This window comes from Candidatus Paralachnospira sp. LCP21S3_A2, from assembly GCF_052118925.1.
Classification (GTDB): domain Bacteria; phylum Bacillota; class Clostridia; order Lachnospirales; family Lachnospiraceae; genus Lientehia.
In genome coordinates this window covers 93,630-118,605 of the sequence record NZ_JBQKGG010000002.1, presented here as the reverse complement: position 1 = coordinate 118,605, position 24,976 = coordinate 93,630, and the positions used below count along the sequence as shown (strand labels likewise).

At 48.2% G+C, this 24,976-nt stretch carries 22 protein-coding genes, 3 tRNA genes and 1 other annotated feature; of the genes, 21 read left to right on the top strand and 4 right to left on the bottom strand.

What is annotated here, in order from left to right; all coding sequences use genetic code 11:
* Window positions 1–141: 141 nt before the first annotated feature.
* Window positions 142–392 (top strand) — a binding site (T-box leader).
* Between the two features lie 98 nt (window positions 393–490).
* The 12 genes from trpE (at window position 491) to ACTQ3K_RS02460 (ending at window position 13,199) form a co-directional block, all read left to right on the top strand.
* Window positions 491–1,948, top strand: a complete 1,458-nt coding sequence (gene trpE, locus ACTQ3K_RS02515) for an anthranilate synthase component I (RefSeq protein WP_441565433.1) — start codon at window positions 491–493, stop codon at window positions 1,946–1,948.
* Window positions 1,945–2,511 carry an anthranilate synthase component II gene (locus tag ACTQ3K_RS02510; protein ID WP_441565431.1) on the top strand — a complete coding sequence of 189 codons (567 nt, stop codon included), beginning with the start codon at window positions 1,945–1,947 and terminating at the stop codon, window positions 2,509–2,511. Before trpE ends, ACTQ3K_RS02510 begins: the two co-directional genes overlap by 4 nt.
* A gap of 22 nt (window positions 2,512–2,533) precedes the next feature.
* A complete protein-coding gene (trpD, locus tag ACTQ3K_RS02505; protein ID WP_441565429.1) occupies window positions 2,534–3,541 on the top strand; it encodes an anthranilate phosphoribosyltransferase in 1,008 nt (335 codons plus the stop codon).
* A gap of 9 nt (window positions 3,542–3,550) precedes the next feature.
* Window positions 3,551–4,336 (top strand): indole-3-glycerol phosphate synthase TrpC, encoded by a 786-nt coding sequence (trpC, locus tag ACTQ3K_RS02500; protein ID WP_441565428.1) that lies wholly within the window; start codon window positions 3,551–3,553, stop codon window positions 4,334–4,336.
* Complete coding sequence (locus ACTQ3K_RS02495; RefSeq protein ID WP_441565426.1) at window positions 4,336–4,956, top strand: phosphoribosylanthranilate isomerase; 621 nt, start codon at window positions 4,336–4,338, stop codon at window positions 4,954–4,956. Before trpC ends, ACTQ3K_RS02495 begins: the two co-directional genes overlap by 1 nt.
* Window positions 4,953–6,137 carry a tryptophan synthase subunit beta gene (trpB, locus tag ACTQ3K_RS02490; RefSeq protein ID WP_441565424.1) on the top strand — a complete coding sequence of 395 codons (1,185 nt, stop codon included), beginning with the start codon at window positions 4,953–4,955 and terminating at the stop codon, window positions 6,135–6,137. Before ACTQ3K_RS02495 ends, trpB begins: the two co-directional genes overlap by 4 nt.
* Window positions 6,130–6,906, top strand: a complete 777-nt coding sequence (trpA, locus tag ACTQ3K_RS02485) for a tryptophan synthase subunit alpha (protein WP_441565422.1) — start codon at window positions 6,130–6,132, stop codon at window positions 6,904–6,906. Before trpB ends, trpA begins: the two co-directional genes overlap by 8 nt.
* 89 nt (window positions 6,907–6,995) lie before the next feature.
* On the top strand, window positions 6,996–7,943 hold the full coding sequence (locus ACTQ3K_RS02480) for a diacylglycerol/lipid kinase family protein (protein WP_441565420.1): 948 nt from the start codon (window positions 6,996–6,998) through the stop codon (window positions 7,941–7,943).
* 79 nt (window positions 7,944–8,022) lie between these two features.
* The gene (rpoD, locus tag ACTQ3K_RS02475; protein ID WP_441565418.1) at window positions 8,023–9,162 is read left to right on the top strand and encodes an RNA polymerase sigma factor RpoD; all 1,140 of its coding nucleotides are present in this window, start codon (window positions 8,023–8,025) and stop codon (window positions 9,160–9,162) included.
* A gap of 72 nt (window positions 9,163–9,234) precedes the next feature.
* Window positions 9,235–9,945: an epoxyqueuosine reductase QueH gene (locus tag ACTQ3K_RS02470; RefSeq protein ID WP_441565416.1), complete on the top strand. Its 711-nt coding sequence runs from the start codon at window positions 9,235–9,237 to the stop codon at window positions 9,943–9,945.
* Window positions 9,946–10,055: 110 nt separating this feature from the next.
* Window positions 10,056–11,246, top strand: a complete 1,191-nt coding sequence (locus ACTQ3K_RS02465) for an acetate/propionate family kinase (protein ID WP_441565414.1) — start codon at window positions 10,056–10,058, stop codon at window positions 11,244–11,246.
* A 276-nt stretch (window positions 11,247–11,522) separates the two neighbouring features.
* Window positions 11,523–13,199: an MSCRAMM family protein gene (locus ACTQ3K_RS02460; protein WP_441565412.1), complete on the top strand. Its 1,677-nt coding sequence runs from the start codon at window positions 11,523–11,525 to the stop codon at window positions 13,197–13,199.
* A 100-nt stretch (window positions 13,200–13,299) separates the two neighbouring features.
* On the opposite strand, the gene ACTQ3K_RS02455 is transcribed toward ACTQ3K_RS02460, so the two are convergent.
* Window positions 13,300–14,007 carry a phosphatase PAP2 family protein gene (locus ACTQ3K_RS02455; protein WP_441565410.1) on the bottom strand — a complete coding sequence of 236 codons (708 nt, stop codon included), beginning with the start codon at window positions 14,005–14,007 and terminating at the stop codon, window positions 13,300–13,302.
* Between the two features lie 123 nt (window positions 14,008–14,130).
* Complete coding sequence (locus ACTQ3K_RS02450) at window positions 14,131–15,066, bottom strand: diacylglycerol/lipid kinase family protein (protein ID WP_441565408.1); 936 nt, start codon at window positions 15,064–15,066, stop codon at window positions 14,131–14,133.
* A gap of 194 nt (window positions 15,067–15,260) precedes the next feature.
* Between ACTQ3K_RS02450 and ACTQ3K_RS02445 the strand changes: the two genes are divergently transcribed.
* The 3 genes from ACTQ3K_RS02445 (at window position 15,261) to ACTQ3K_RS02435 (ending at window position 15,578) form a co-directional block, all read left to right on the top strand.
* A tRNA-Val gene (locus tag ACTQ3K_RS02445) sits at window positions 15,261–15,333 on the top strand.
* Window positions 15,334–15,337: 4 nt separating this feature from the next.
* Window positions 15,338–15,411 (top strand) — tRNA-Met (locus ACTQ3K_RS02440).
* 96 nt (window positions 15,412–15,507) lie between these two features.
* A tRNA-Gly gene (locus ACTQ3K_RS02435) sits at window positions 15,508–15,578 on the top strand.
* Between the two features lie 767 nt (window positions 15,579–16,345).
* Here ACTQ3K_RS02435 and ACTQ3K_RS02430 read toward each other — a convergent pair.
* Together ACTQ3K_RS02430 and ACTQ3K_RS02425 are read right to left on the bottom strand one after the other, a co-directional pair.
* A complete protein-coding gene (locus tag ACTQ3K_RS02430; protein ID WP_441565406.1) occupies window positions 16,346–17,158 on the bottom strand; it encodes a DUF6414 family protein in 813 nt (270 codons plus the stop codon).
* 161 nt (window positions 17,159–17,319) lie between these two features.
* Window positions 17,320–17,880, bottom strand: a complete 561-nt coding sequence (locus ACTQ3K_RS02425; RefSeq protein ID WP_441565760.1) for a DUF6273 domain-containing protein — start codon at window positions 17,878–17,880, stop codon at window positions 17,320–17,322.
* A gap of 321 nt (window positions 17,881–18,201) precedes the next feature.
* Here ACTQ3K_RS02425 and ACTQ3K_RS02420 point away from each other — a divergent pair, with 321 nt between their 5' ends.
* From ACTQ3K_RS02420 to ACTQ3K_RS02395, 6 genes are all read left to right on the top strand, one after another.
* On the top strand, window positions 18,202–20,547 hold the full coding sequence (locus ACTQ3K_RS02420; RefSeq protein WP_441565404.1) for a zinc-ribbon domain-containing protein: 2,346 nt from the start codon (window positions 18,202–18,204) through the stop codon (window positions 20,545–20,547).
* 280 nt (window positions 20,548–20,827) lie between these two features.
* Window positions 20,828–21,793, top strand: a complete 966-nt coding sequence (locus ACTQ3K_RS02415) for a zinc ribbon domain-containing protein (RefSeq protein ID WP_441565402.1) — start codon at window positions 20,828–20,830, stop codon at window positions 21,791–21,793.
* Window positions 21,794–21,915: 122 nt separating this feature from the next.
* Window positions 21,916–23,766 carry a hypothetical protein gene (locus tag ACTQ3K_RS02410; RefSeq protein ID WP_441565400.1) on the top strand — a complete coding sequence of 617 codons (1,851 nt, stop codon included), beginning with the start codon at window positions 21,916–21,918 and terminating at the stop codon, window positions 23,764–23,766.
* Between the two features lie 92 nt (window positions 23,767–23,858).
* A complete protein-coding gene (locus ACTQ3K_RS02405) occupies window positions 23,859–24,326 on the top strand; it encodes a hypothetical protein (protein WP_235323111.1) in 468 nt (155 codons plus the stop codon).
* An 18-nt stretch (window positions 24,327–24,344) separates the two neighbouring features.
* On the top strand, window positions 24,345–24,515 hold the full coding sequence (locus ACTQ3K_RS02400) for a hypothetical protein (protein ID WP_235323110.1): 171 nt from the start codon (window positions 24,345–24,347) through the stop codon (window positions 24,513–24,515).
* A 13-nt stretch (window positions 24,516–24,528) separates the two neighbouring features.
* A complete protein-coding gene (locus tag ACTQ3K_RS02395) occupies window positions 24,529–24,912 on the top strand; it encodes a zinc-ribbon domain-containing protein (RefSeq protein WP_441565398.1) in 384 nt (127 codons plus the stop codon).
* The last annotated feature ends 64 nt before the right edge of the window (window positions 24,913–24,976 follow it).

Here is a 24,976-nt window from a genome sequence, read left to right as displayed (position 1 = left end):
GAAAATCCTAATTCAGTATAGCGTATCATGAGAGGAAGCGCAACGAGAAGTTTCATCAGATACGAAAAGAAATTTTTGCTTGACAAATGGAAACTGCGGTTTTATACTAAGACCAATTAGAAAAACTTAATCAAGTATCACTTTAAACCGATGATCAGGAGAAGTAGATCAGGAAAGAAATTTCAGAGAGCCGGCGGCTGGTGTGAGCCGGTATTTCGGAACAGATTGAATGGACCTGAGAGGGCGGGTCGAACGGCACATTGCTCAGTAGGCTTCGACGGGAACCTCAGCCGTTAAAAATGAGGCACATATGATGGTATGTGACAGAGTGGGCGCATAAGTGCCAATGAGGGTGGTATCGCAGAAGCATGTTAGAGGCTTTTGTCCCTGGAGAAGAGGGATGAAGGCTTTTTTTGTTTCACAGGAAAGTACGTTTCAGGAAACAAAAAACGCTCCGTTTCACAGGAAATGAGTAGTTAAGGAGGACGCCATGGTAACACCAACCTATGAAGAGACCAAACAGTATCAGAAGGATTACAGCCTGGTTCCGGTCTGCCGGGAGATCTACGCCGATGTCGTGACCCCGATCAATCTTCTTCGGAAGCTGTCGAGACTGGATAAGCATTATTATCTCCTGGAGAGTGTTGAGGGTGGAGAGCGATGGGGTCGTTATTCCTTCCTGGGCTTCCATCCGATCCTCCATGCCACCTGTAAGCAGGGCTGTGTGACCGTAAAAAGCGGGGAGATCAAAACCGTGATCCCCGGTGAACCCATGGAGGTGCTGCGGGGGCTTATGAAGGAATACCGGGCGCCGCGGATCGAGGGAATGCCTTCGTTTACCGGCGGATTTGTCGGATACTTCGCCTATGAAATGTATGGTTACGCAGAAAAAAAGCTGAAGCTGAAGGAAAGTGAGTTCAATGATTTTGATCTCATGCTCTTTGACAAGGTCATCGCCTATGACCATCTCCGCCAGAAGATCTGTGTAGTGGTCAATGCCAGAACCGAGGAGGGCGAGCAGGGCTATAATGCAGCGGTGCTGGAGATCGACAAGATCGTTCATATGATTCGTGAAACGATCCCTATGGAGCGGGAGCCGGTCACAGAAGCACCGGAGTTTACCTGTAACATGACAAAGGAAGAGTACTGCGCCATGGTGGAAAAAACCAAGGAATACATTAAAGAGGGCGATATTTTCCAGGCAGTGGTTTCCAGACGGTTTGAGGCAGATTATTCTGCCAGCCTGTTCAATGCTTACCGGGTTCTCAGGACAACCAACCCGTCGCCTTATATGTATTTTATTCAGAGCGATGATCTTCAGATCGCAGGAGCATCACCGGAGACCATGGTAAAGCTTTATGAGGGAAAGCTGACGACCTTTCCGGTGGCGGGGACGAGAAAGCGCGGCAGAACCGTCGAGGAGGATCTGGCGCTGGAGCAGGAGCTTATGGCAGACGAAAAGGAGCGGGCAGAGCACAACATGCTAGTGGATCTGGCGCGGAATGATATTGGCCGGATTGCTGAATATGGAAGCGTTCAGGTGGAGGATTATATGCGGATCCATCGGTTTTCCAAGGTGATGCACATTGCTTCGGTGGTAACGGGAACGCTGAAAAAGGGACTGGATGGCTGTGATACCGTTCCGGCGCTTCTCCCGGCAGGAACCCTTTCAGGAGCTCCCAAGTTTCGGGCCTGCCAGATCATCGACGAGCTGGAGCCGATTGCCAGAGGTGTTTACGGCGGAGCCATCGGCTACATGGATTTTTCGGGAAATCTTGATGTGTGCATCGCCATTCGGACTGCCGTTAAGAAAAATAATAAGGTTTATGTCCAGGCCGGAGCCGGAATCGTGGCAGACAGCGTTCCGGAAAAGGAATATGAGGAATGTGCCAACAAGGCGGGGGCAGTGATCGAGGCCATCCGCAGAGCCGGGGAGGTGGAAGCATGATTTTACTGATCGATAATTATGACAGCTTTTCGTATAACCTGGTCCAGCTGACCGGTTCGGTGACAGAGGAAGAGATCCGCGTGATCCGAAATGACGAGTATACAGCCGAAGAGATCGAAGCCATGGCGCCCAGCCACATCATTTTATCGCCGGGGCCGGGAAAGCCTGCAGATGCCGGCGTCTGCGAGGAGGTCGTGCAGCGTTTGACAGGAAAGATCCCGATCCTGGGTGTCTGCCTGGGGCATCAGGCCATCTGTGAGGTGTTCGGTGCGACTGTCACCTACGCAAAGGCCCTTATGCACGGAAAGCAGAGTATGGCAAGGCTGGATCTGTCGGCGCCGATCTTTCAGGGTATGAAGGAGGAGGAACCGGTGGCAAGATATCATTCCCTGGCAGCCAAAAGGGAGACGATCCCGGAATGCTTACAGGTGATTGCAGAAACCGATGACGGCGAGGTGATGGCGGTCATGCATCGGGAAGCGCCCCTCTATGGGCTGCAGTTCCATCCGGAATCGGTGCTCACACCGGACGGAAAAACGATGATGATGAACTTCTTAAAATAGGACTACAGAAGGAGAAACCAGCATGATTAAGGAAGCAATTTATGAGATCGTAAACGGAAATGATTTAAGCTATGAGATGGCGGAGCAGGTCATGGATGAGATCATGAGCGGTGAAGCGTCTCAGATCCACATGGGAGCTTTTTTGACGGGACTGCGGATGAAGGGAGAGACCATTGATGAGATTACGGCCTGCGCAGCTGGCATGCGGAAGCACTGCACCAGGCTTCTCCATGACATGGATGTTCTGGAAATCGTGGGAACCGGCGGCGACGAGGTGGGAACCTTTAATATTTCTACGATTTCCTCCATGGTCGTATCGGCGGCGGGAATCCCTGTGGCAAAGCATGGAAACCGCAGCGTATCCAGCAAATGCGGGGCGGCAGATGTGCTGGAAGCGCTTGGCGCGGACATCACGATCAGTCCGGCGAAAAGCACGAAGATCCTGGATGAGATCGGCTTCTGCTTTCTCTTTGCCCAGACGTACCACACGGCCATGCGGTTTGTGGCACCGGTTCGGAAGGAGCTGGGGATCCGTACCATCTTTAATATCTTAGGGCCGCTGGCAAACCCTGCCGGAGCCAATTATCAGCTTCTTGGCGTGTATGATGAAAAGCTGGTGGAGCCGCTGGCACAGGTGCTGTTGAAGCTTGGTGTAAAGCGTGCTATCGTGGTCCATGGACAGGACGGACTGGATGAGATCACCTTAAGCGCACCGACAACCTGCTGTGAGCTGCGGGACGGAACTCTGAAATCTTATGTACTGGAGCCGGAGCAGGTGGGTCTGAAAAAGTGCAGCCTGAACGAGCTGATCGGCGGAGATCCTGAGGAGAATGCGGCCATTGCCATGTCGATCTTAAACGGAGAGAAGGGGCCGAAGCGTGACGCGGTGGTATTAAATTCGGCGGCCTGCATTTATATGGTAAGGGACGGAATCACTCTGACAGATGCGGTGAAAGAGGCCGAGGAGATACTGGACAACGGAAGGGCAAGGGTGCAGCTTGAAAAATATGTGGCCCTTTCCAGAGAATAGGAGAACGTGATGACAAAGATTCTTGATACCCTGGCCGCATGCACAAGAGCGCGTGTGGAACAGGAAAAATTACAGGTAACACCGGAGCAGATGCGGGAGCGGGCCATGCTGCTTGCCGATGAGGAAAAGACCTTTCCCTTTGAGCAGGCCCTTCGGCAGCAGGACATCAACTTTATCTGTGAAGTGAAAAAGGCGTCTCCCTCCAAGGGAGTCATCGCCGAGGATTTTCCCTATCTGGAAATCGCAAGGGAGTATGAGGATGCCGGGGCAGCGTGCATTTCCGTATTGACGGAGCCGGAATATTTCATGGGCAGGAATGAATATCTGGCGGCTATCGCCGGGGAGGTCTCGATTCCTATTATCCGGAAGGATTTTACGGTTGATGAGTATATGATCTATCAGGCGAAGACGATCGGTGCGTCCTGTGTGCTTTTGATCTGCGCACTGCTTGACGAAAAAACCTTAAAGAAGTATATTGGAATCTGTGACAGCCTTGGACTTTCGGCTCTGGTGGAGGCTCATGATGAGGAAGAAATCCGCATGGCGGTTGCGGCCGGGGCGCGGATCATCGGCGTCAACAACCGGGATTTGAGAACCTTTGAGGTGGATATCCATAACAGCGAACGACTTCGCTGCCTGGTGCCGGAGAAGATCTTATTTGTGGCAGAGAGCGGGATCAGGACGGCGGCAGATATCCAGGTGCTGCGGGAGGCAAAGGTCAACGGCGTGCTCATCGGTGAGACCTTTATGCGCAGCAGCAATAAAAAACAGATGTTAGAGGAGCTGCGTGGATAATGACGAAGATTAAGATCTGCGGACTGAGCCGGGCAGAGGATATTCTGGCCGTGAACCGGTTAAGACCGGATTTTGCAGGCTTTGTGTTTGCAAAGAGCAGAAGGCAGGTAAGTATCGCACAGGCAGAGGTGCTAAGCGGACTGCTGATCCCGGATATCAAAGCGGTCGGCGTCTTTGTAAACGAAGATCCGGCGCTGATCGAAGCCCTCTGCGGGGAGCATATCATCGATGTGGTGCAGCTTCACGGTGATGAGGACCGCGCTTACATGGAAGCATTAAAAAAGCGGATCGACCGTCCCGTGATCCGGGCGGTGCGGGTTCGGAGTAAGGAGCAGGTTTTGGAGGCTCAGACGCTTCCCTGCGAGTATCTGCTTCTGGATACTTATACAAAGGATGTCTACGGAGGAAGCGGGGAGCGGTTTGATTTAAGCCTGATCCCGGAGCTTACAAAGCCGTTTTTCCTGGCAGGCGGTCTGACCAGGGAAAATGTAACGGCAGTTATACAGAAAGCAAAGCCTTATGGCGTGGATGTTTCCAGCAGTCTGGAGACGGACGGATATAAGGATAAGGAAAAGATGACCGCTTTTATGCAGGCGGCAAGAACAGGAGGAAACCAATGAAGGCAGGCAGATATGGCAGATACGGCGGCCAGTATATTCCCGAAACGCTGATGAATGCAGTTCAAGAGCTGGATCAGGCATATGAGCATTATAAGAATGATCCGGAGTTTCAGAAAGAACTGGATGATCTGTATAAAAATTATGCAGGACGTCCGTCGCTTCTTTATTATGCAGAGAAGATGACAAAGGATCTTGGCGGAGCGAAGATCTATTTAAAGCGAGAGGATCTGAATCATACCGGTTCTCATAAGATCAACAATGTGCTGGGACAGGCGCTTCTGGCCAAGAAGATGGGAAAGACCAGGATCATCGCCGAGACAGGAGCCGGACAGCATGGCGTGGCGGCGGCGACAGCAGCGGCGCTTATGGGCATGGAATGTGAGATCTACATGGGTAAGGAGGACACGGAGCGGCAGGCGCTCAACGTGTTCCGTATGGAGCTTCTTGGTGCGAAGGTGCACCCGGTTACCAGCGGCACCATGACGCTGAAGGATGCCGTCAACGAGGCCATGAGAGAGTGGACAAGACGGGTGGATGATACACTGTATGTGCTGGGTTCCGTTATGGGGCCTCATCCCTTTCCCATGATCGTCCGTGATTTCCAGAAGATCATCGGAAAAGAGATCAAGGCACAGATACTGGAGAAGGAGGGACGTCTTCCTGATGCAGTGATTGCCTGCGTTGGCGGTGGCAGCAATGCCATGGGAGCGTTTTATGAGTTTATTCCCGATGAATCGGTGAAGCTGATCGGTTGTGAGGCAGCAGGCCTCGGTGTGGATAATCCCAAGAATGCGGCAACGGTGGCAAACGGAAGCGTTGGAATCTTTCATGGGATGAAATCGCTGTTCTGCCAGGATAAGTACGGACAGATCGCACCGGTGTATTCCATTTCCGCGGGTCTGGATTATCCGGGAATCGGGCCGGAGCATGCCATGTTAAACGAGACGGGACGTGCCCGGTATGTGCCCATCACGGATGAGGAGGCGGTAAGCGCCTTTGAATATCTTTCCAGAACCGAGGGTATTATTCCGGCTATCGAGAGTGCCCATGCGGTTGCATATGCAAGAAAGCTGGCGCCGGAAATGAGTAAGGATCAGATCATAGTTGTAAATATCTCCGGCCGCGGCGATAAAGATGTGGCTGCCATTGCAAGATACAGGGGGGTTGAACTTTATGAGTAGAATCGGAAACGCATTTAAAAACGGAAAAGCCTTTATTCCTTTTGTGACCGGCGGCGATCCCAGCCTGGATGTCACCGAACAGCTCATCTATGCCATGACAGAGGCAGGCGCAGACCTGATCGAGATCGGCGTTCCCTTTTCGGATCCGGTAGCAGAGGGCGTTGTGATCCAGAATGCCAATGAACGGGCGCTGGCTGCAGGATGTACCACAGACAAGCTTTTTGACCTGGTGGCAAAGGTGCGGAAAACCGTGGAGATTCCCATAGTATTTTTAACATATGTGAATCCTATTTATACCTATGGAAAAGAAGCCTTCCTGAAAAAATGCCGGGAGTGTGGGCTGGACGGTCTTATCGTACCGGATCTTCCGTATGAGGAAAAGGGAGAGATCCTTCCGGAATGTGAGAAATATGGCGTGGATCTGATCTCTCTGGTAGCACCCACTTCTCATGAACGGGTAAAGCTGATCGCCAGGGAAGCGCAGGGATTCCTGTACTGTGTATCCTCCCTCGGTGTTACCGGCGTGAGAAGCGAGATCCGCACGGATATTGGCGAGATGGTGAGCCTGGCAAAGTCGGTTTCCGGCGTGCCCTGCGCGGTAGGATTTGGAATTTCCACCCCGGAGCAGGCAAAGAAAATGGCGGAAGTTTCCGATGGAGCCATTGTGGGAAGCGCTATTGTGAAGATCGTGGCTGAGCATGGAGCAGATGCCGTCCCCTATGTGGCGGATTATGTGAAGCGCATGAAGGAAGCCGTCAGGGAAATCTAAAAGTTTTATGAAACGGACAGGAATGCTTGACGACATTGTAAAAACTGTGTAAAATTTCTGATTGAGAATGGAAAGGCAGGTCTTTTACAATGGAGAAAAAAATGCTCTTTGTCTTTAATCCGCAGTCCGGAAAGGCGCAGATCAAGACAAAGCTCATGGATATTTTAGATGTGTTTATCAAAGCCGGTTATCAGGTGGAGGTTCATGTGACTCAGCGCGCTCTTGATGCAAAGCGTGTCGTGGAAGAGCGGGGCGGTGAAAAGGATCTTGTGGTCGGAAGCGGCGGTGACGGAACGTTGAATGAGGTGATCTCCGGGGTCATGGGAATGGAGAAAAAGCCGATGATCGGCTATATTCCGGCCGGAACCACCTGTGATTTTGCAGCTACCCACCGGATTCCGAGAGATATGGTAAAGGCAGCGGAGAATATCGTTCTGGGGACAGCCTGTCCCATTGATATCGGCAGATTTAATGAACGGTATTTCGATTATGTAGCAGCGTTCGGGGCCTTTATTGATGTGCCGTATAAGACACCGAGAGAATTAAAGGCGGTACTCGGTCATCCGGCTTATATTATTGAGGGAGCCAAAAGCATCGGAGGCATTAAGGCACGTCATATCGTCATGGAGGCTGATGAGGAGCGCTATGAAGGGGATGTGCTGGTGGGCATGGTCAGCAATGCCAATCAGATTGCCGGGTTCAAGGGACTGAACGGAAAGCATGTGGGACTGGATGATGGGAAGTTTGAGGTGCTTCTGGTGGAAAATCCTCAGAATATCCTTCAGCTTCCCGATGTGATCACCAGTCTTTTGCAGAATGGGCACAAGTCCAGGCTGGTCCGTCATTTTTCAGCATCAAAGGTGAAGTTTCATTTTGCGGAACCGGTGGAATGGACGCTGGACGGCGAGTTTGGAGGAAAGCGGCAGGAAGTGGTGATTGAGAACTGCTGCAAGGCAGTTCAGATTATGAAAATGACCCATTCCCGCCCGAAAAAGACCGGAGCTGTCAAAAAAGGACAGGAAAATCCAGGAAAGTAAAAAAAGTGCTTTACATTTGCCGAAAAAGGTAGTATACTGATATTTCAATATGGGATATTTTGCGAAAGGACGATGGCAAGTGGAAAAAGCAGCGGAAAAAGCAAAATTTACAGAGCAGTTACAGAAGCTTGTAGAACTTGGGAAGAATAAAAAGTCCACCCTCGATATGAATGACATCAACGACGCCTTTACGGGAGTCGAGCTGTCTGTGGAACAGATCGAGGATATTATCACCTATCTCGAAAGCAAGGGGATCGATGTCTTACGTGTAATGAATGATGAACTGGCCATTGATGATGACATGGTCCTGGGCACGGATGAAGACGGGTTTTCTCCTGAAGAGGAAGACGAAGAGGATATTGATTTAGACGCCATTGATCTTCTTGATGGTGTCGGAACGGAAGATCCGGTCAGAATGTATTTAAAAGAGATCGGAACAGTTCCGCTTCTGACGGCGGAAGAAGAATTAAAGCTGGCGAAGAGAAAGGCAGAGGGAGATCAGGTCGCAAAAGAGCGGCTGATCGAGGCAAACCTCCGTCTTGTGGTAAGTATCGCGAAGCGTTATACAGGCCGTGGGATGAGCTTTCTGGATCTTGTTCAGGAGGGCAATCTGGGCCTGATCAAGGGCGTTGAGAAATTCGATTATACAAAAGGGTATAAGCTGAGTACCTACGCGACCTGGTGGATCCGCCAGTCGGTAACGAGAGCGCTTGCTGATCAGGCGCGAACGATCCGTGTGCCGGTACATATGGTGGAGACTATCAATAAGATGTCCAAGATGCAGCGGAAGCTGACTTTGGAGCTGGGCTATGAGCCCTCGGTGTCAGAGCTGGCGGAGGCGCTGGACATGACGGAAGAAAAGGTTATGGAGATCATGCAGATCGCCAGAGAGCCTGCCTCCCTGGAAACTCCCATCGGGGAAGAGGATGATTCCAACCTGGGTGATTTCGTTGCGGACAGCAATGCGGTAACGCCAGAGGGAAATGTGGAATCGGTTATGCTCCGGGAGCATATTGATTCTCTTCTGGAGGATCTGAAGGAGCGGGAACGTCAGGTCATTGTACTCCGGTTTGGTCTGGAGGATGGTCATCCGAGAACCCTGGAGGAAGTCGGGAAGGAATTCAATGTAACAAGAGAGCGAATCCGCCAGATCGAGGCGAAAGCGCTCCGGAAACTTCGAAATCCGGTTCGCAGCAAACGGATCCGTGATTTCCTGTAAAACGCGAAGTAAATGAAAAACGGGCTGTCTGCGAAAGCAGGCAGCTTTTGTAATTCAGGGAAAGGAGGAATCATGGCAGGGCAGAGAAATTATCAGAAAGAGCTGGACCGTTTGACGGAAAGCCTGGAACGGGAGGGGAAAAAGCCCCGTCTGTTTCTGCATAGCTGCTGTGCGCCCTGTTCCAGTTATGTCCTGGAATATTTGAGCAGGTATTTTTCCGTCACGGTATTTTATTATAATCCAAACATCAGCCCGGAGGAGGAATACCGGAAACGGGTGGAGGAACAGAAGCGTCTGATCCGTGCGTTTTCCTCTGAGATCGATGGCGCTCAGATCGACTTCCGGGAAGGAATTTATGATCCGGAGACCTTTTATGCCATGGCGAAAGGACTGGAAGACGTTCCGGAGGGCGGAGACCGCTGCTTCCAATGTTACGAGCTTCGGCTCCGGGAGGCTGCGAGTCTGGCAAAAGCGGGAGACTATGATTATTTCTGTACAACACTTTCCATCAGTCCTATGAAGAATGCGGAAAAGCTCATGGAAATCGGAGAACGTCTGGCAGAGGAATACGGCGTGTCCTATCTGCCGTCCAACTTTAAAAAGAAGAACGGTTATAAGCGTTCGGTTGAGCTGTCGGCTCAGTACGGCCTGTACCGCCAGGATTACTGCGGCTGCGTGTTTTCCAGGAGAGAGAGCGAGGCACGCCGGAGGGAGCGGGAGCGCATTGAAAAAAGTACAGAGGCCGGGTTAAAAAGTCTTTACACCGGCGAGGAAAAGCGATAAACTAATAATAGTGTCTTTTTCTATTTTATTTCACAGGAAATGAATGACAGAAGCACCAGAATGTGCCGAGGCACATGAATGAGGAAAATTATTTAGGAGGATGCAGCAAAATGAAAGTATTGATTGTAAACTGCGGAAGTTCTTCCCTGAAGTATCAGGTTATCGACTCCGAAAGCGAGCAGGTACTGGCAAAGGGTCTCTGTGAGAGAATCGGTATCGATGGCCGTCTGATCTATCAGCCCACCGGTGGGGAAAAGGAAGTAACCGAAGCTCCCATGCCGTCTCATACCGAGGCGATCCAGATGGTTCTGGATGCTCTGGTAAACGAGAAGACCGGTATCTTAAAGTCTCTGGCAGAGGTAGATGCCATCGGACACCGTGTTCTGCACGGCGGCGCAAAGATCACAGAATCCTGTGTGATCAATGATGAAGTGCTGAAGGTGATCGAGGAGTGCTGTGACCTTGGACCGCTCCATAATCCCGCAAACTTAAAGGGAATCTATGCATGCCAGAAGCTGATGCCCGGCAAGCCCAACGTAGCAGTATTTGATACCGCTTTCCATCAGAGTATGCCCACCAAGGCATTTATGTATGGTATCCCCTATGAATATTATGAGAAGTACCATATCCGTAAATACGGCTTCCACGGAACCTCTCACAGCTTTGTTTCCAAGGAGACCATCAAGTTCCTGAACCTGGATCCCAATAACTCCAAGGTAATCGTATGCCACCTGGGCAACGGTTCTTCCATCAGTGCCGTTAAGGACAGCAAGTGCGTGGATACCAGCATGGGCTTAACTCCACTGGAGGGCCTTGTAATGGGAACCCGTTCCGGTGATATTGATCCTGCTGTTGTTGAGTATATCTGCAACAAAGAAGGCAAGACTGTCAGCGAAGTACTGAACATGCTCAACAAGAAGTCCGGTGTTTACGGTCTGACCAAGGGCCTGTCCAGCGATTTCCGTGATCTGGAAGCAGCCATGAGTGACGGAAACCAGCTTGCTGCTGATGCCATCGAAATCTTCTGCTACCGTGTAGCAAAGACTGTTGGTTCTTATGTAGCAGCCATGAACGGTGTAGATGCCATCGCATTTACCGCCGGAATCGGCGAGAACGCTCCTCTGATCCGTGAGAAGGTATGTGAGTATCTTGGATACCTCGGCATCAAGATCGATGCTTCCAAGAACAACTGTCGCGGTAAGGAAGTTGTAATTTCCACAGACGATTCTGCAAAGCTGGTAGCAGTTGTTCCTACCAACGAAGAAATCGCCATCATGAGAGAGACCGTTGCTCTGGTTTAAGCAATTGGTTTAACAGGAAGTAAATAAGAACGAATCCTGCGCACAGGATTCTCTGCCTGCGGCGGAGTGTGAAGAGATGATCTTTCACTTCGCCGCAGTATGATTTATGGGCGAAAAAAGTCTTTTCAGGGCGGAGATCGTCTTAGAAAGACGAATGGATTGTATCAAAACAGATCTGTGATAAAATAAGAAAAATCTAACATTCATTTCTAACAATTCTATTCAATTCAAATGTTCCCGTCCATCTCATTTCCGGGAACAAAAACAGGAGGAAGTATGCAAAAACTGAAAACACGAAAAAAGCAGGGAACTCTTTGTCTTGCACTGATGCTGACGACTGTACTGCTGACCATGGCACTGGCAATCCGCGCCAGGGCGTATGGCGCGGTGTCTGATGTGACGGGGTATGCACCGGGAGGATGGAAGATCCATCACACAGACGGTCATATCCAGTCCAGTCCGCCGGGAATGATCTTTCTGGATGCAGATACAGGAGAATGGCTGTTTTGCCTGCAGCCCCATGTGGATCGGGTAGGCGGTCTGCACAGTACGAAAACGGATCTGGCGGATTATCTGGGAGACCGGGAACTGGCAAAGCGGCTTTCGCTGATTGCCTGCTTCAGTATGAATTCCGACTGGGGATATGATGGCTGGGCGGTAGGTCAGTCCATGATCTGGCAGCTTTTAACTCAGAGGAACGGAGAAACAGGAGAACAATATCTGATCACACCGGGAATCCCGAACCGGGAGGTGCTTCAAACGTATTATGACAGTGTGAATCAAAAGGTGGAACAGTATCTGAAGGTGCCATCGTTTGATCGCAGCACGATTACCGTGGAAGCGGGTCAGGCAGTTAGCATAACGGATGAAAACGGAGTATTAGAGGATATGGAGATCGTGAAAACAGAGGGGCCGGCAACAGTTTCTCAAAACGGAAACCAACTGCGGATTGAAGCCAGGGGAACGGAGGCCGCGGAAGCATCGGTACAGCTCAGAAAACCGCTGCCGGGTGGAACGATGGGCCAGAGCTTTGTTTATTCCGACGGAACACTTCAGGATCTGATGACCTGCGGCTTTTATGAACCGTTATCTGCATCCCTCCGGATTACCATTACGCCGGCTGTAACTGAGGTGTCGTTTTCCAAACAGGATCTGACCACCGGAGCAGAGCTTCCGGGAGCAGAGCTTCAGGTGTGCGATGAAACCGGAACCGTGATCGACCGGTGGATTTCCGGAGAGGAGCCACATCTGATCAGGGGACTGATTCCGGGAAAACGTTACACTATGACGGAGTTATCTGCGCCGGACGGCTATGTGACAGCGGAGCAGATCACATTCACGGCAGAACGAAATATGGAGCCGGTGGTTATGAACGATCAGCGAACAAACATAAAAATCTGGAAAGTGGATCAGGAAACGCAGAAACCGCTGGAGGGAGCAGCCATGCAGCTTTTTAATGCGGAGGGGGATATACTGGATGAATGGATTTCCGGAGAGGAGCCGAAGCAGATCGAAAAGCTGACGGCTGGGAAACGCTACCGGATTCACGAAGCTTCTGCGCCGGATGGGTATCTGCCTACGGAGGATCGGTGGTTCACGGTTCCGGACTCAAAAGAAATCCTGGAGATCCGGATGGAGGATCCCATCCGGGAAACCGAGACAACGGAAGAAACCGAAAGCACAGAGGAGACAGAAATACCGGAGGAAACAACACCGGTTGAAGAACCACCGGAAACAGAAGCCGAGACTGAAACTGTCGGACAGACGGAGCCGGAAACCACGAAAATCGTGCCTGAAACAGAAACGTCAAAGGGAATGGTATCGGTGAAGAATGGAAACGCGAAAAGAACGGTTTCTACCGGGGATCGGATGCCGGCTGGCGTGTTCGGAACAATCTTTTTCGCTTCGGCAGTGCTGCTGGCAGTCTGCCGGATTTTGAAAAAGAGACAGTAGCAGGTTTGGGGGCTGAAAAAGCTTTCGGGGATGATTATAAGCAGAAGAAAAAACGGAAATGCCGGGAAGGCATTTCCGTCAGAAACATTCAGGTCAATTCTTAATCTTCAAGAAACAGTTTTTTGGCTTTTCGGTTTTTGCTCCGCACTCTGGCGGCTTTGACCGAGGCTTTTAAAAACTCGGGCTGGTAGACGAAAAAATAGAGAATAATCGTCAGGACGATGGCGCCCAATCCATCAACCACAGAGTGCTGTTTCAGGAAAACGGTGGACAGACAGATGGAAACGGCGATCACTGCTGATACCGGGCGGATCCATTTGTGGTCATCGGAGACAGCGCTGCTCCACCAAGCCAGATTTACACCAAGAGAAGCGAATACATGGATACTGGGGAATACATTGGTGGAAGTATCCGTTTTGTATAAAACGACGATCAGTTTTGAAAAAATATTTTTTTCTGGATTTACCGGCGGCCGCATGGTCTGTCCGTTAGGGAACAGGGTACAGATTGCCAGGCAGATGGTCATACCGATGAATAAAAAGGCGGTCATACGGTAAAATTCCTTTTTGGGCCGTTTGAACAGGAAATATGCAACAGAACCGGCCACATAGAGGAACCAGAGCAGATAAGGGACGATGAAATATTCACAGAACGGAATCCTGTCATCCAGTGCAATGTGGATATTTGTAAACGGTGTTCCGATGGTTACATGGTGTTCCAGCCAGAGAAACCAGGGGAAATAAATAAATACATAGAGAAGAACCCAGCATTGGGGATATTTTTTGAAAAAGCCTTTGATTGCCTTCACGCAGTATCGCCTTCCTCCCGTAAGGGATAACAAACTAAAATAACTTCGCCCCATTATAATACGTTTTTTTTCGGTTGGCAAGAGGATTAAAAGATTCTTAAAAAATATTTTACAGAGATTTCATCACAGGATCAGACGAAGCCTCTGCCTTTCACAACGGACAGAGATTTCGGTCTGCGGAAAACAGGACTCTCCGTCTGCATGGACCTCCAGCGGCTGATCGATCTGGAGCTGCGCTTCTTTACAGGTATAAGAACGGACCCCGTTGCAGAGCGTATGCTTTCCGGACAGAGACGCCAGAAGGATCTTGGTAAGTCCCAGGCGGGAAACACCGGAAACAATACACAGATTCAGATACCCGTCATCAGGAATGGCCGCAGGGGCAAATCGGAAACCGCCGCCCTCGAATTTCTGATTGTGAAAAGAAATAAATCGGATCCGGTGCAGCCGCATTTTCTTTATGCCGTCCAGAGTCAGAACACCGTCTGCGCTTTTGCAGAGAACGATCCGCTTGATTCCGATGAGCAGATATGCCAGTTTTCCGATGTGCAGCCGGTTCAGGGTGCCTTTCAGTTTGGTGGTAAACATATTTCGGCAGACATCGGCATCGAATCCGATCCCGGCACTGACAACGAAACGACGGTGGGACGGGTGTTCTTTCATATAGGTAAGGATCCCGTAGTCGATGTAGCGGCATTCTCCGCCATCCAGAAGCCGGTTCAGAAGCTTTTCCGGTGTTTTTGTAAGCTTCATGCCGCGGGCAAAATCGTTTCCGGAACCGCAGGGGATATAGGCGAGGGAAACGGAATGGGAAAGAGAAAGTCCGTTGACGACCTCGTTTAACGTTCCGTCGCCGCCAAGGGCAACTAATATCTTTGCCTCGGGATCCTTAAAACGGGGGGAGGAGATCTCCGCCGCCAGTTCCGCCGCATGGCCGGTATGCTCTGTCAGATAAGCGCGGTAGGGGATTTGTTTTTGTTCCAGTTTTGTCTTTAATCGGTTCCAGATTTCCAGTCCCTTTCCGGAACGGGAATTCGGGTTTACAATAAAATAGTACATAATAGGGATCGCTCCTTTGACTAAAAACGCTAAGCTTATTGTAGCATAGGTATTGAAAGATGACAAAGGAAAAAACTATAAACAGTGTGCAAAGAAAAACTTTGAAAAATTTTTCAAAAAGTGTTGACAATTAAAACAATAAAGGGTATACTACATAGGCAGTCGAAAATAAAATAAAAATTTTCAAAGCACATGGGGTCTTAGCTCAGCTGGGAGAGCATCTGCCTTACAAGCAGAGGGTCATAGGTTCGAGCCCTATAGGCCCCACTATGGCGGAATAGCTCAGTTGGCTAGAGCACACGGTTCATACCCGTGGTGTCGAGAGTTCAAATCTCCCTTCCGCTACGAATGACCTCAGGAGATTTCCTGAGGTTTTCTTTTGCCGAAAATGCTTTCTGTGCCTTGACGAAACAGAGTATCTCTAGTATAATAAGTACATTCGCGGATGTAGTTCATTGGTAGAACACCAGCTTCCCAAGCTGGATAGGCGGGTTCGATTCCCGTCATCCGCTTCATATTATGACGTCACACTGATAGCGGTGCGGCGTGAGAAAAGTCCCCGATTTCTCGGGGATTTTTCTTTGTTTTGCACCATTCCTTGTTTTTTGAATGGGTTATTTCGAGTTATAGAGCCACACATTTTTATCAAAAATAAGAATTTCTCATTTTCTGCACCATTTTCCCGGGATTGTCCTTTTCAACGAAAAATTAGAAATTGGTGCGAGCAAACATAAGTCACACGGCTTTAGAAAATGGAATAGATTAATATATACTATTCCTGGCGCTTTTTCTTTCTTTTTTGCACGATTCTTATAACTAATAACACTACTATCGTTACCGTAATTGCTATCATTACCATGGCGTAGATCTGAGAAAAATTCAAACCGGTTGAATACGAAATAAAATCGCTTACAAACAAATATAGAAGTGATGAAAAAATGTACCAGTAAAACGTAACCGAACAATCATATAGTCGCCCTCTCGCCAGCATATCTTTCTTTTCTTTGAAACCATATAGTCTAGCAGTTAACATTATGTACGACATAGATAATAGGCCCAAGACTAATGCCAATATTTTTAACCAATAACTGAAAGCTTGACCCAAGAGTTTCATAGCCTCCAGTAATTACAACAAGACAGCTTGCGACTATCCCCGCTTGAATAGCTAAACGAATGGGCTCACTCTCTATATCGTTTTTGCACTTATTTTTTACCATGTATGTTTTAGTCCTTATTTAGCTCCTCGTAGTGTCGGCTACAATACCAAACACCTTTACTATCACTGATATACGGCAATGGGAAGAACTACAAGAGCAGGGCCTTTAATAATATCTCGTAGTTCTACAGGGTTATCCATATTCTTCGGCATATTTCTACGCTGTGTCCTATTCAAAGGTAGCTTCTTAATATCATCAAAAATTTCATCCAGCTTAATACTTTGCCCTTTAGGAACTTTTCGAATAATTTTACATAATAGGTACGCCTGTCCAACAAAGCTATCTTGCACGCACCTAAAACAGTTTCCATCGAGATAAGCGACTAGAGGGTATTTTCCATTATCAAACTCAAAAACACAAGAAATTTCTTTCCCAGATTTCATCTGGCCTAATGCCAAAAAACCATTCATGGCTTCAGTAGCCTTCTCGTCCAGAATTTGTTGATTGGTATTTCTTTCAAGCGCAGTTGCCAACTCTGTAATCTTCTTGACACTGTCAGTTAACTCTTTCATTTTTGAGAAGCGAGCCGTTACCAAGACTTCCAAGAAATCGTCACGATGCAGTACATCGTAATCCGCTTCACTAAGATACTCGAAATATTTTAGTCCATCGTCTTCGTAAGATTTGAGATATTTATAAATTTTCTCAAATTTTGCCGCATCGCTAATGTGCACAGAACGTTTCACTTCCTCAGATTGTTTTCCTGCATGCGACCCGTTCCCAGATATGATACCGATTGCGCCCTTTCCAGCCAATGCATTTTCGCTACTAACTGCAGTAGCTCTGTATTCTTCATCGTATGTATAGCCATCAATCGTGGCTATATAGTCTTCAATCAATTTAGTATTTAGATAAAGAAAATTTCTTAATTTCACTATGCTCAACCTCTTTTAGTATAATTCTTTCTATGATGTATATGTCAGCAATTCCGCCAATTGCGGACATTTTACGTAAGAGAGTTCCTTAGGTTCAATTTTCCTCAAAACGAAGAAATTGACCATGCAGCGAAAAACGAATTGATCAAGCTGTAAAATAATTACCGCTGAATCCACATAGCCGGACGGACGCCTGCGCCATTTTTGTCATCAGCCACGACGATACCGCTCGTGTACAAATCCGAAGCAAGACCGGTGGGACGCGTTTCAAACTCGCCGTGACTGTCAACGCAGATAAAGCTGAGTCCGCCATCTCCGGGTGTACGTGTCCACCAGCTACTACTCAAACCGCTAATATACCCATCGGGATTATATTCTTGTGCAGAGCTATGTGCCTTTGACGATAGCCACGCCTCTCGAAAGGCCTCACGTTCGTAATACTCTTCCACCTCATACACGCTCAACAGGAACAACCGATCTTCGGTATTATTTCCGCCATCCACCCCGGAATCCGGATTATCCGGATTTTCAACTGTTGTCGTGAATATCTTCGATTGTTCTTCAGAATTGAAAGTACTGTTGTAAAACGTATCATTCAGCCAGTTGCGGAGGGTGCTTGTCTCCCAAGTAACGTTCTCATATTGCTCATTGAATAATTTCCAATCCACGCTATTTCTGCTGGTTACAAGAGCACGATCGCCGTCTACAGCAATAACCTCCACCAAATATCAGTATCTCCGTCATTTCCCATCTGTAAAGAGTCGCCAACGGACAGTTTTTTCCCACAGGCCGACAGAGACAGCACCATAAGGACAGCCAAGAAGAGAGCAACAATTTTTGTGTATTTTTTCATAATTTCCTACCTTTCTCGAAGCGCTCCGCAAAGTTTTCAGCTCGCTTAGTTTCTCTGTTTTTTTATTTAGTATTATATTTGCAGAGGAGAACTTTGTCCCCACACAAAAGGGTAGTGTACAGAAAATTCTCAAAGTATTTTCTGAAAACTACCTGATTGTGTGGGGCGCTTTTTTGTCGGTTCAGGTAAAATGGGATGGAAAATAAGCTGGGGTTGCTTTTGTCTCCGCCAAGCGAGAGGAGTAGAGATTATGTTCTGTTCAAAGTGCGGAAATCCTTTGTCGGATGACGCGAGATTTTGCAGTGTGTGTGGTGCACCTGTAAAGATATCACAAGAAGCTTCGCCGGTGCCGCAGCAACCGGCAGGTATATCGGATGAAACGGAAAACATCCAAACACCGAAACCGGAGCCACTGATGCAGGAGCCTAATTTTAATGGGCAAATGGGCTATGGTGCGGCGGCTCCGGTTCAAAAGAAATCTAAAAAGGGGCTTATCATCGGCCTTTCTCTTGGCGACGTGCTGCTTGCGGTCATTCTTGCCGCGGGGTTGATTTTTGTGTTCGGCCTGAAAGGCGGCTCTAAAGGCAACGACGGCTCTATCAATCTGGGATATTCCACAGTTGTTTACGATGACCAGTATACATATTTTCTAAGTGAGACCGAAACCTGGGCGCCCTGTATTAAGCGGGTCAGCAATGATCTGAGCGGACAGCCGGAGATTCTCTACGAATCAGAGGAATTTGAAGGCGATGGATGGAGTATGTATCCCATGCACTGCATGTTCCTCTGGAATGATAAAATCTGTTTTATCGAATACACAAATTACACAGAGCAGGGCGACGAAGAATTCGAAATTCATTGGCTCAGCAAAGACGGCAAGGAAAACGGCACCCTTGTAAGCTATGAGCAACTCAATACATATGGCGATCTACTGTCTCAAATGGAAGGTGCTTTCTTCCTTGATGATTATCTCATCTTCGGCAACAGATATTTTTTCTACCGGTTGGATCTGAATACCGGTGAGCTGTGCAAACAGGAGGATTTTCTTGACCTTGAGGGGTCTGCCTGCTTTGTAGCGTATAACGACGGATACTATTATTACCTTGTTCCCGATATCGAGAATAATCTCATGGGCGAAACTCTGTATCGAAAAGCGGTAGATTCTGAGGAAGAGGAAATCGGTAGAGTGCCATCCCAGGACGATGATGACGTGGAGAAGTATTTCTCCTTTATTTCCAAAGAGGATTATCTATATTATGCGGATTTAGACAATATTTACCGGTTAAACATCGAGGACGGAAACACGGAAACCCTTGCGTCCTATGATGATGACGTATATAACAGATTTTGCCTTTCCGAGAACGGGCTCTACTATTATAAGGATATGACCCTCCACTTCCTCAATACAGAGACTCTGGAGGAAACGATTTTTGACAAGGTTGAAGGGATCCCGGATTTGATTTATGCTGGAGCCGATGATGCATGCTGGATGCAGGGTGATGCAACTAGTGAACGATATAACTGCTTCCTCCCGGATAAACAAGGCGGATCGATTATTTATTTTGGAGAATCCGATCAGGACGCTTCAATAGATAATCAGGAGACTGTCAATACCACCGAGCTGTATGCGAATGTGGTTAAACAGACCTTTGCAGATCAAGGCTCTCTCTGGTTTGATGAAGCTGAGTATGAATGCAGTGCACGTGGTGTATTCAAAATTGATCTGATGGACTTTAATCAGGATGGCACTGAGGAATTGGTGATGCTCTATAACAATGAAGAGAGTATTTTTCCGTTTGTTGATGTATGGACAGTAAAAAACGGCGAAGCGGTTCAGCTTTTCTGCGAAAGGCAGCAGGAGGAAAACCACGAAGCTGCCATTAGCAGCCGCATTTATCAAAATGGCGGAAACCTGTATGTTCCGGTATATGATTCCCTGGACAATGCCCCTATGTATGTTCATTTATATGGCTTTGACGAGAATGGGGAATTTGGAGAGGTCTATCAATATGAAAACAACGCCTTTTATATGAACCAGCTTCCGGATGGGATGAATTTTACGGAAAGCGAGGAAACCCTGTTTTACACAAACACCCAGTTGGCCTACGATAAAGGTTTTGAAAACGTAAAAGAAGAAATGATGGAATCCCTCCGGACGGATATGGAATATATGTTGAACGTGCTGGGGATCGCGGTTCCAGAGAATTCACCGGAGGATTTGGATGGGCCAGACAGCGTGATAGACTGGTGCGGTGTTTACCAATACGATGACGGAGATCAGGGAGAGCAGTTTATCATCAATGAGTCGAATGGCAGTGAGGTGCGCGGCGTCTATGTGTTCGCCACAGCAAGCGGTGCATATGACCAGCGTGATTTTGTTTGGAGCAAAGACGGCAGCGTTACTGCTTCGGAACCCTTCCAGAACGGCATCGACTCTATCTTTTATCGTTTGGAGAACAACCGGATTGTTGTGGATTACCCGGACGGTTGGTGGCCAGACAGAGAATATGTGCGGGTTTCGGACGTTGGGGGCTAATTTGAAAAAGAGGAAACATAGGGAATTCCAATTCGTTGTGCCGAGCATCTGCGAAATTCAAAGAAAGTCTGTTCGAGAAATTCGCCTATGAATCCGACAACGATCTCGCTATCCTGGGCGGAATGCTTAGCTGCGCAGCGGAAAGGTCAACCCGGACGGAAGTATCTCGCCGATTCGGGAGGCTGGAAACGGACTGCAGATTGCTCTGCTGATAGCGATTGCGGCCATTGGCGGTCTAATTGTATTTCTTGGAGGTAGAAACATAAACGAAACGAAAAAAATGAAATTTCCGGTAGCGGCGATTTTCACAGCATTGCTGGCGCTTGGATTGATTGAAAACTTAAGATCTCTGTTGTTACGAGCAGGAAGGCTGGATCAGATGATCGGCTACCGCATGGTGGTGGAATTTGGCAGTACCCACTCTGTTCCCCATATTCTCTATCAGATGTTACTGATCGGCAGTATGGTACTGCTGACGGTTCTGCTGTTTATGCGCAAACGAAATGGACTTCTGTCGGGTGCGCTGGCAATGCAGGCTCTATTACCCGTCTTTACACTTGTAAGCTTTTTGCTCAACAATGGCTCCCGGGGCTTTTTTGAAACCTATGAGTATGAGCTGCACTTTGGCCCGGCGATGTGGGCAATCGGCATCTGCGGCTGCTATGTGCTGGAAATTCTATGCTATCTGCTCCTTGTCCTCATGACGATCACGCCGTGTGCCGAGGATGGTGAGCACAAGCGTGGACTGCACAGGCTGTGGTTCCTGCCTGGCATACTCAGTATCTTTATCGCCTTTGCGCATTTTGCGGGAAACATCTATTTTAAGCGCAGCGATTTATACGGTTTCTCTGACCTGTTCCAGATTCCCATGGCGTTCCTGTTAGGCTGGTGGCTGACGCATCCCTATAAAAAGGAAAGGGCTGTCTACCAAATGCCTGTTGCGCAACCATATGGACAGCCTTACGGACAGCCTGTCTATCAGAGCGCTGGCGCTTCAGACGCCGCACAAAAGGTGTTTTGCCCCAACTGCGGTCGGGAATTGCTGCCGGATGAGACATTTTGCGTCAACTGTGGCACAAGACGTCCGGAACTGCCGTGGGCTGAACCGGGTCATGCAAAGGTATTCTGTACCGGCTGCGGCAGGGAACTTCCGCCGGATGAGGATTTCTGCGGTGCCTGCGGTACAAAGCGCCCTGCAGATAAAGCAAGTGGGCATACAGTGTACGGCGGCCATATCGACCTATAAAATAATGGGATTGATACTGGACTATGAGGAGAACCCTGTTGAATGAGGATACTAAAAAAATGGAGGAAAGAACCATGAAAAAAACAATTGCTCTTATATTGGCGTTGCTGCTTTCGCTGTGTATGTCAGCTTGCAGATCGGATGATGGCAGAAATGAGTATTCGGAACCCTACGAATCGGAAACGGAAGAATATGAAAGCCCCGACGAGTATGAAAGCCCGGATAACAATCTCTCCCTCGAACCCACAACTAGCGAAACAGAAGATACTGCTCCCGGACTTGACAACATGGCGCTGACCGACTTTTCGTTTTATTCGGACGGCGTTGCGTGGGCCACATCCCTGGAAGCAGACGGCCAGGAACGAACCTGCGCGGTGGACGAGGCGGGGAACATCCTCTTCGCGCTGGAGGAAGATCCCTATTACACGTCAGATTTTTATGATGGAGTAGCGTTTTACCGTGTGAGCACGAAGGGTCAATATTCCTATTCTGAATATAGCAAAAACCTATATCTCTGTTATGAAGTCATCGTTGACAAGCAAGGGAATGAACTTTACCGCACGGAATTTGACGAACCCAGCAGAACCTGGGAGCACATTCTGGGTTATGACGATGGTCGGTTCATGGTAGCGAAATATACCAGCAGCATAACGGAGGCGGATGTCTCCTTTTATGTGATGGATACGCACTGTGATGTCATAGACGGCCCAGTGGCGGGCAAACAGTTGATCGAGAAAGAGCTCATTCGAAACGATTTCAATGCACATTACTTTTTGGGTGACAATGCACTCGAATACTTCGGTGAGGGCTGGTATACGTTGTATTATGATAATGCAGCATATCACACCTTCAATCTGAATACCGTGCGCTGGCTTGATGGTAGGGTGCCTGCAATCCCATTTGAAAATGGAACGGCTGTTATGGCGTGGCATGACATATATTATACCAGTGACTATAATAGTAGGGATCGCGTTGATCTCAGTAATGTGGCCAGATGTGATACAAACATGAATGTCTTGGAAGAATACGATGGCAATTCAGGTATCATCGCTAATATTTCCGAGGTCAGGGATGGGTTAATCCGAAATTATGAGAACTACTATACCTATTCAGAGGTCTGGTTTACAGACCTCTTGGGCAATACCGTTTTGGATCTGAGGGATCTCTACCCCGATAGCTGCAAGGATGTGACCTGCTTCCATGATGGGTACGCCATCCTGAATATCATTGGCGCAGACGGGAATTACTACGCTACCGTCCTGGACAGTAATGGCACGTCTTTGTTTGAGCCGATACAGCAGTGTGCGCACAGCTATAACTATGAGGAGAATAGTATCGTGTTTGTAAATGACGAACCGTACCTCCTTCTCTATGACCGGGACGAAGCGTTGGGTCTGTATGACATGAACGGAACGCTCCTGCATAACATCTCAGCGGATTGGAAGACCTATGAAACCAACAGCAGAGATGACTTCGATGTGACCGTATCAGACGGCATTGTCAGACTCCAGTACGATGAGGTTTTCCGGGAGTTGGACCACGATCCCCAACACTTGTGTAAGGTATTCCCTCTGACGGACTGGATCGAAGCTGGAAGCGATGTCTATGAGCTGGAATTCATCAATCCCTTTGAAACAACCAGTAATGGGTCTGCCGAAGCAGAGACAGAAACATCCTCCAAAGATTATGTTACCTTGTCCGATTTTACTATCGAGGGTAAGTGGAAAAGTGTAGGCGATTACGGCTTTGGACAGGCTCAGCCGGGAGCGATCGTAGTCTTTGACGGCTCAAACTGCAACTTCTTCTCGCCGCAGGATACCTACGCACTCTATCAGGACGGCGATACCTATAAGCTGGACGTTACCAGCTTTATGTCTACCGACACGCTGACCTTTACTATAAAAACCGTGGATAATAATCACATTGACGTATTTTACGGCGGTCAGATAACGGAACTGCAAAGAATGGATTAAGTGCTGCTTTTTTCGATTATGAAACAGTCATACAGTTTAACTGAAGGACTAAGGACGTACATACACAAAGAAAAAACAAGGAGGAAGAAATTATGGGTGGAATTATTGCGGCGGTTATTTTGATTGTTGTAGCTATTGGCTTCTCGGCATGGTGGAAAGGGCGGTTGATTGGTCAGGGAAAAATCATCCAGCGTGCAAGTGATTTCGTTGAATATGCGGAAATATTTACTGTTCGTCCTATCCCCAACGAAGAGTATGCCACAGCCTTAAAAGCATTGGATTTAAAGAAAACCGGTACTTCGTTGGAGGGAAATACAAAAGCCGTCAAATTTACTGGTATATATTTCAGTGCGAGTATTCGCTGCATGGAGCAAACCGAGATAAACAGCGTGTATCGCTTTGAGTTTGATAGCTGGAAAACAAAATACGGAAGGCCTTCCTTTGAAAATGAAATGAATATGCTCCTGACCATGGTGGAGAAAATGTTCGTTCAACTTGATCCGAATGCGCAAGTGTCTACGGTCAAGAATGAAATCACGACAAAGCGCAGTATTTTCTAAAGAAACCGGAGGACTTTTATGAAAGAATTTGCAATTTTAGCCGCAATTGTAGCAGTGCTTATGGTGATTTGTAAACTTGTCTATAACGCAATTGCAAAAGCGGCAGATAAAAGTAAAGATATGAAAGACAGAGCATCGGGTGCCTATAGGGAATCCGAGAAACAAAATTTAGCAGACCGATTCAAATAATGGAGGAATAGAAATGAGAAGTAGAACTTATGCGTATAGCGGCATCATCTTAGGTATTTTGTTTGGTATGGCGGCTGGAGCCTATACGGAAAGCGCCCCAATTGGCGTAATTGTTGCAATCCTTGGAAGCGTGGTCTGTTTCCTGATCATTCGCTTCCTTGAGAATTTACTGGGGCGGGGTATTGATAAAGCAACGGATGCAGTGGCTAACCAATTTGCGAAAAGAAGTCAAAAAAGTACGCCTCAGTCCGGTAATCTGGCAGACCGTTTTCAGACTTCCGCTCCCTCTCAACCAACTGCCACGCAAACCGGTGTTTTTTGCACCAAATGTGGCGCTGAGGTAAAACCCGGCAGTGTCTTCTGCGCGAAGTGTGGAGCAGAACTGAAAAAGAACTGAATACGAAACTCGGACAGAAAAGGCCGCAGCAATGCGGCCTTTTCTGTTGCAATCTTGGCCTAAT

What these genes read in the sequence shown, in the direction of transcription:
- ACTQ3K_RS02480 (WP_441565420.1), top strand. Translation starts at nt 6,996, where the DNA reads ATGGAGAAAAAAATGCTCTTTGTCTTTAATCCGCAGTCCGGAAAGGCG.
- ACTQ3K_RS02465 (WP_441565414.1), top strand. Translation starts at nt 10,056, where the DNA reads ATGAAAGTATTGATTGTAAACTGCGGAAGTTCTTCCCTGAAGTATCAG.
- ACTQ3K_RS02460 (WP_441565412.1), top strand. Translation starts at nt 11,523, where the DNA reads ATGCAAAAACTGAAAACACGAAAAAAGCAGGGAACTCTTTGTCTTGCA.
- ACTQ3K_RS02410 (WP_441565400.1), top strand. Translation starts at nt 21,916, where the DNA reads ATGTCAGCTTGCAGATCGGATGATGGCAGAAATGAGTATTCGGAACCC.
- ACTQ3K_RS02495 (WP_441565426.1), top strand. Translation starts at nt 4,336, where the DNA reads ATGACGAAGATTAAGATCTGCGGACTGAGCCGGGCAGAGGATATTCTG.
- ACTQ3K_RS02450 (WP_441565408.1), bottom strand. Translation starts at nt 15,066, where the DNA reads ATGTACTATTTTATTGTAAACCCGAATTCCCGTTCCGGAAAGGGACTG.
- ACTQ3K_RS02400 (WP_235323110.1), top strand. Translation starts at nt 24,345, where the DNA reads ATGAAAGAATTTGCAATTTTAGCCGCAATTGTAGCAGTGCTTATGGTG.
- ACTQ3K_RS02415 (WP_441565402.1), top strand. Translation starts at nt 20,828, where the DNA reads ATGAAATTTCCGGTAGCGGCGATTTTCACAGCATTGCTGGCGCTTGGA.
- trpA (WP_441565422.1), top strand. Translation starts at nt 6,130, where the DNA reads ATGAGTAGAATCGGAAACGCATTTAAAAACGGAAAAGCCTTTATTCCT.
- trpC (WP_441565428.1), top strand. Translation starts at nt 3,551, where the DNA reads ATGACAAAGATTCTTGATACCCTGGCCGCATGCACAAGAGCGCGTGTG.
- ACTQ3K_RS02510 (WP_441565431.1), top strand. Translation starts at nt 1,945, where the DNA reads ATGATTTTACTGATCGATAATTATGACAGCTTTTCGTATAACCTGGTC.
- ACTQ3K_RS02470 (WP_441565416.1), top strand. Translation starts at nt 9,235, where the DNA reads ATGGCAGGGCAGAGAAATTATCAGAAAGAGCTGGACCGTTTGACGGAA.
- ACTQ3K_RS02395 (WP_441565398.1), top strand. Translation starts at nt 24,529, where the DNA reads ATGAGAAGTAGAACTTATGCGTATAGCGGCATCATCTTAGGTATTTTG.
- ACTQ3K_RS02420 (WP_441565404.1), top strand. Translation starts at nt 18,202, where the DNA reads ATGGGATGGAAAATAAGCTGGGGTTGCTTTTGTCTCCGCCAAGCGAGA.
- trpE (WP_441565433.1), top strand. Translation starts at nt 491, where the DNA reads ATGGTAACACCAACCTATGAAGAGACCAAACAGTATCAGAAGGATTAC.
- trpB (WP_441565424.1), top strand. Translation starts at nt 4,953, where the DNA reads ATGAAGGCAGGCAGATATGGCAGATACGGCGGCCAGTATATTCCCGAA.
- trpD (WP_441565429.1), top strand. Translation starts at nt 2,534, where the DNA reads ATGATTAAGGAAGCAATTTATGAGATCGTAAACGGAAATGATTTAAGC.
- ACTQ3K_RS02405 (WP_235323111.1), top strand. Translation starts at nt 23,859, where the DNA reads ATGGGTGGAATTATTGCGGCGGTTATTTTGATTGTTGTAGCTATTGGC.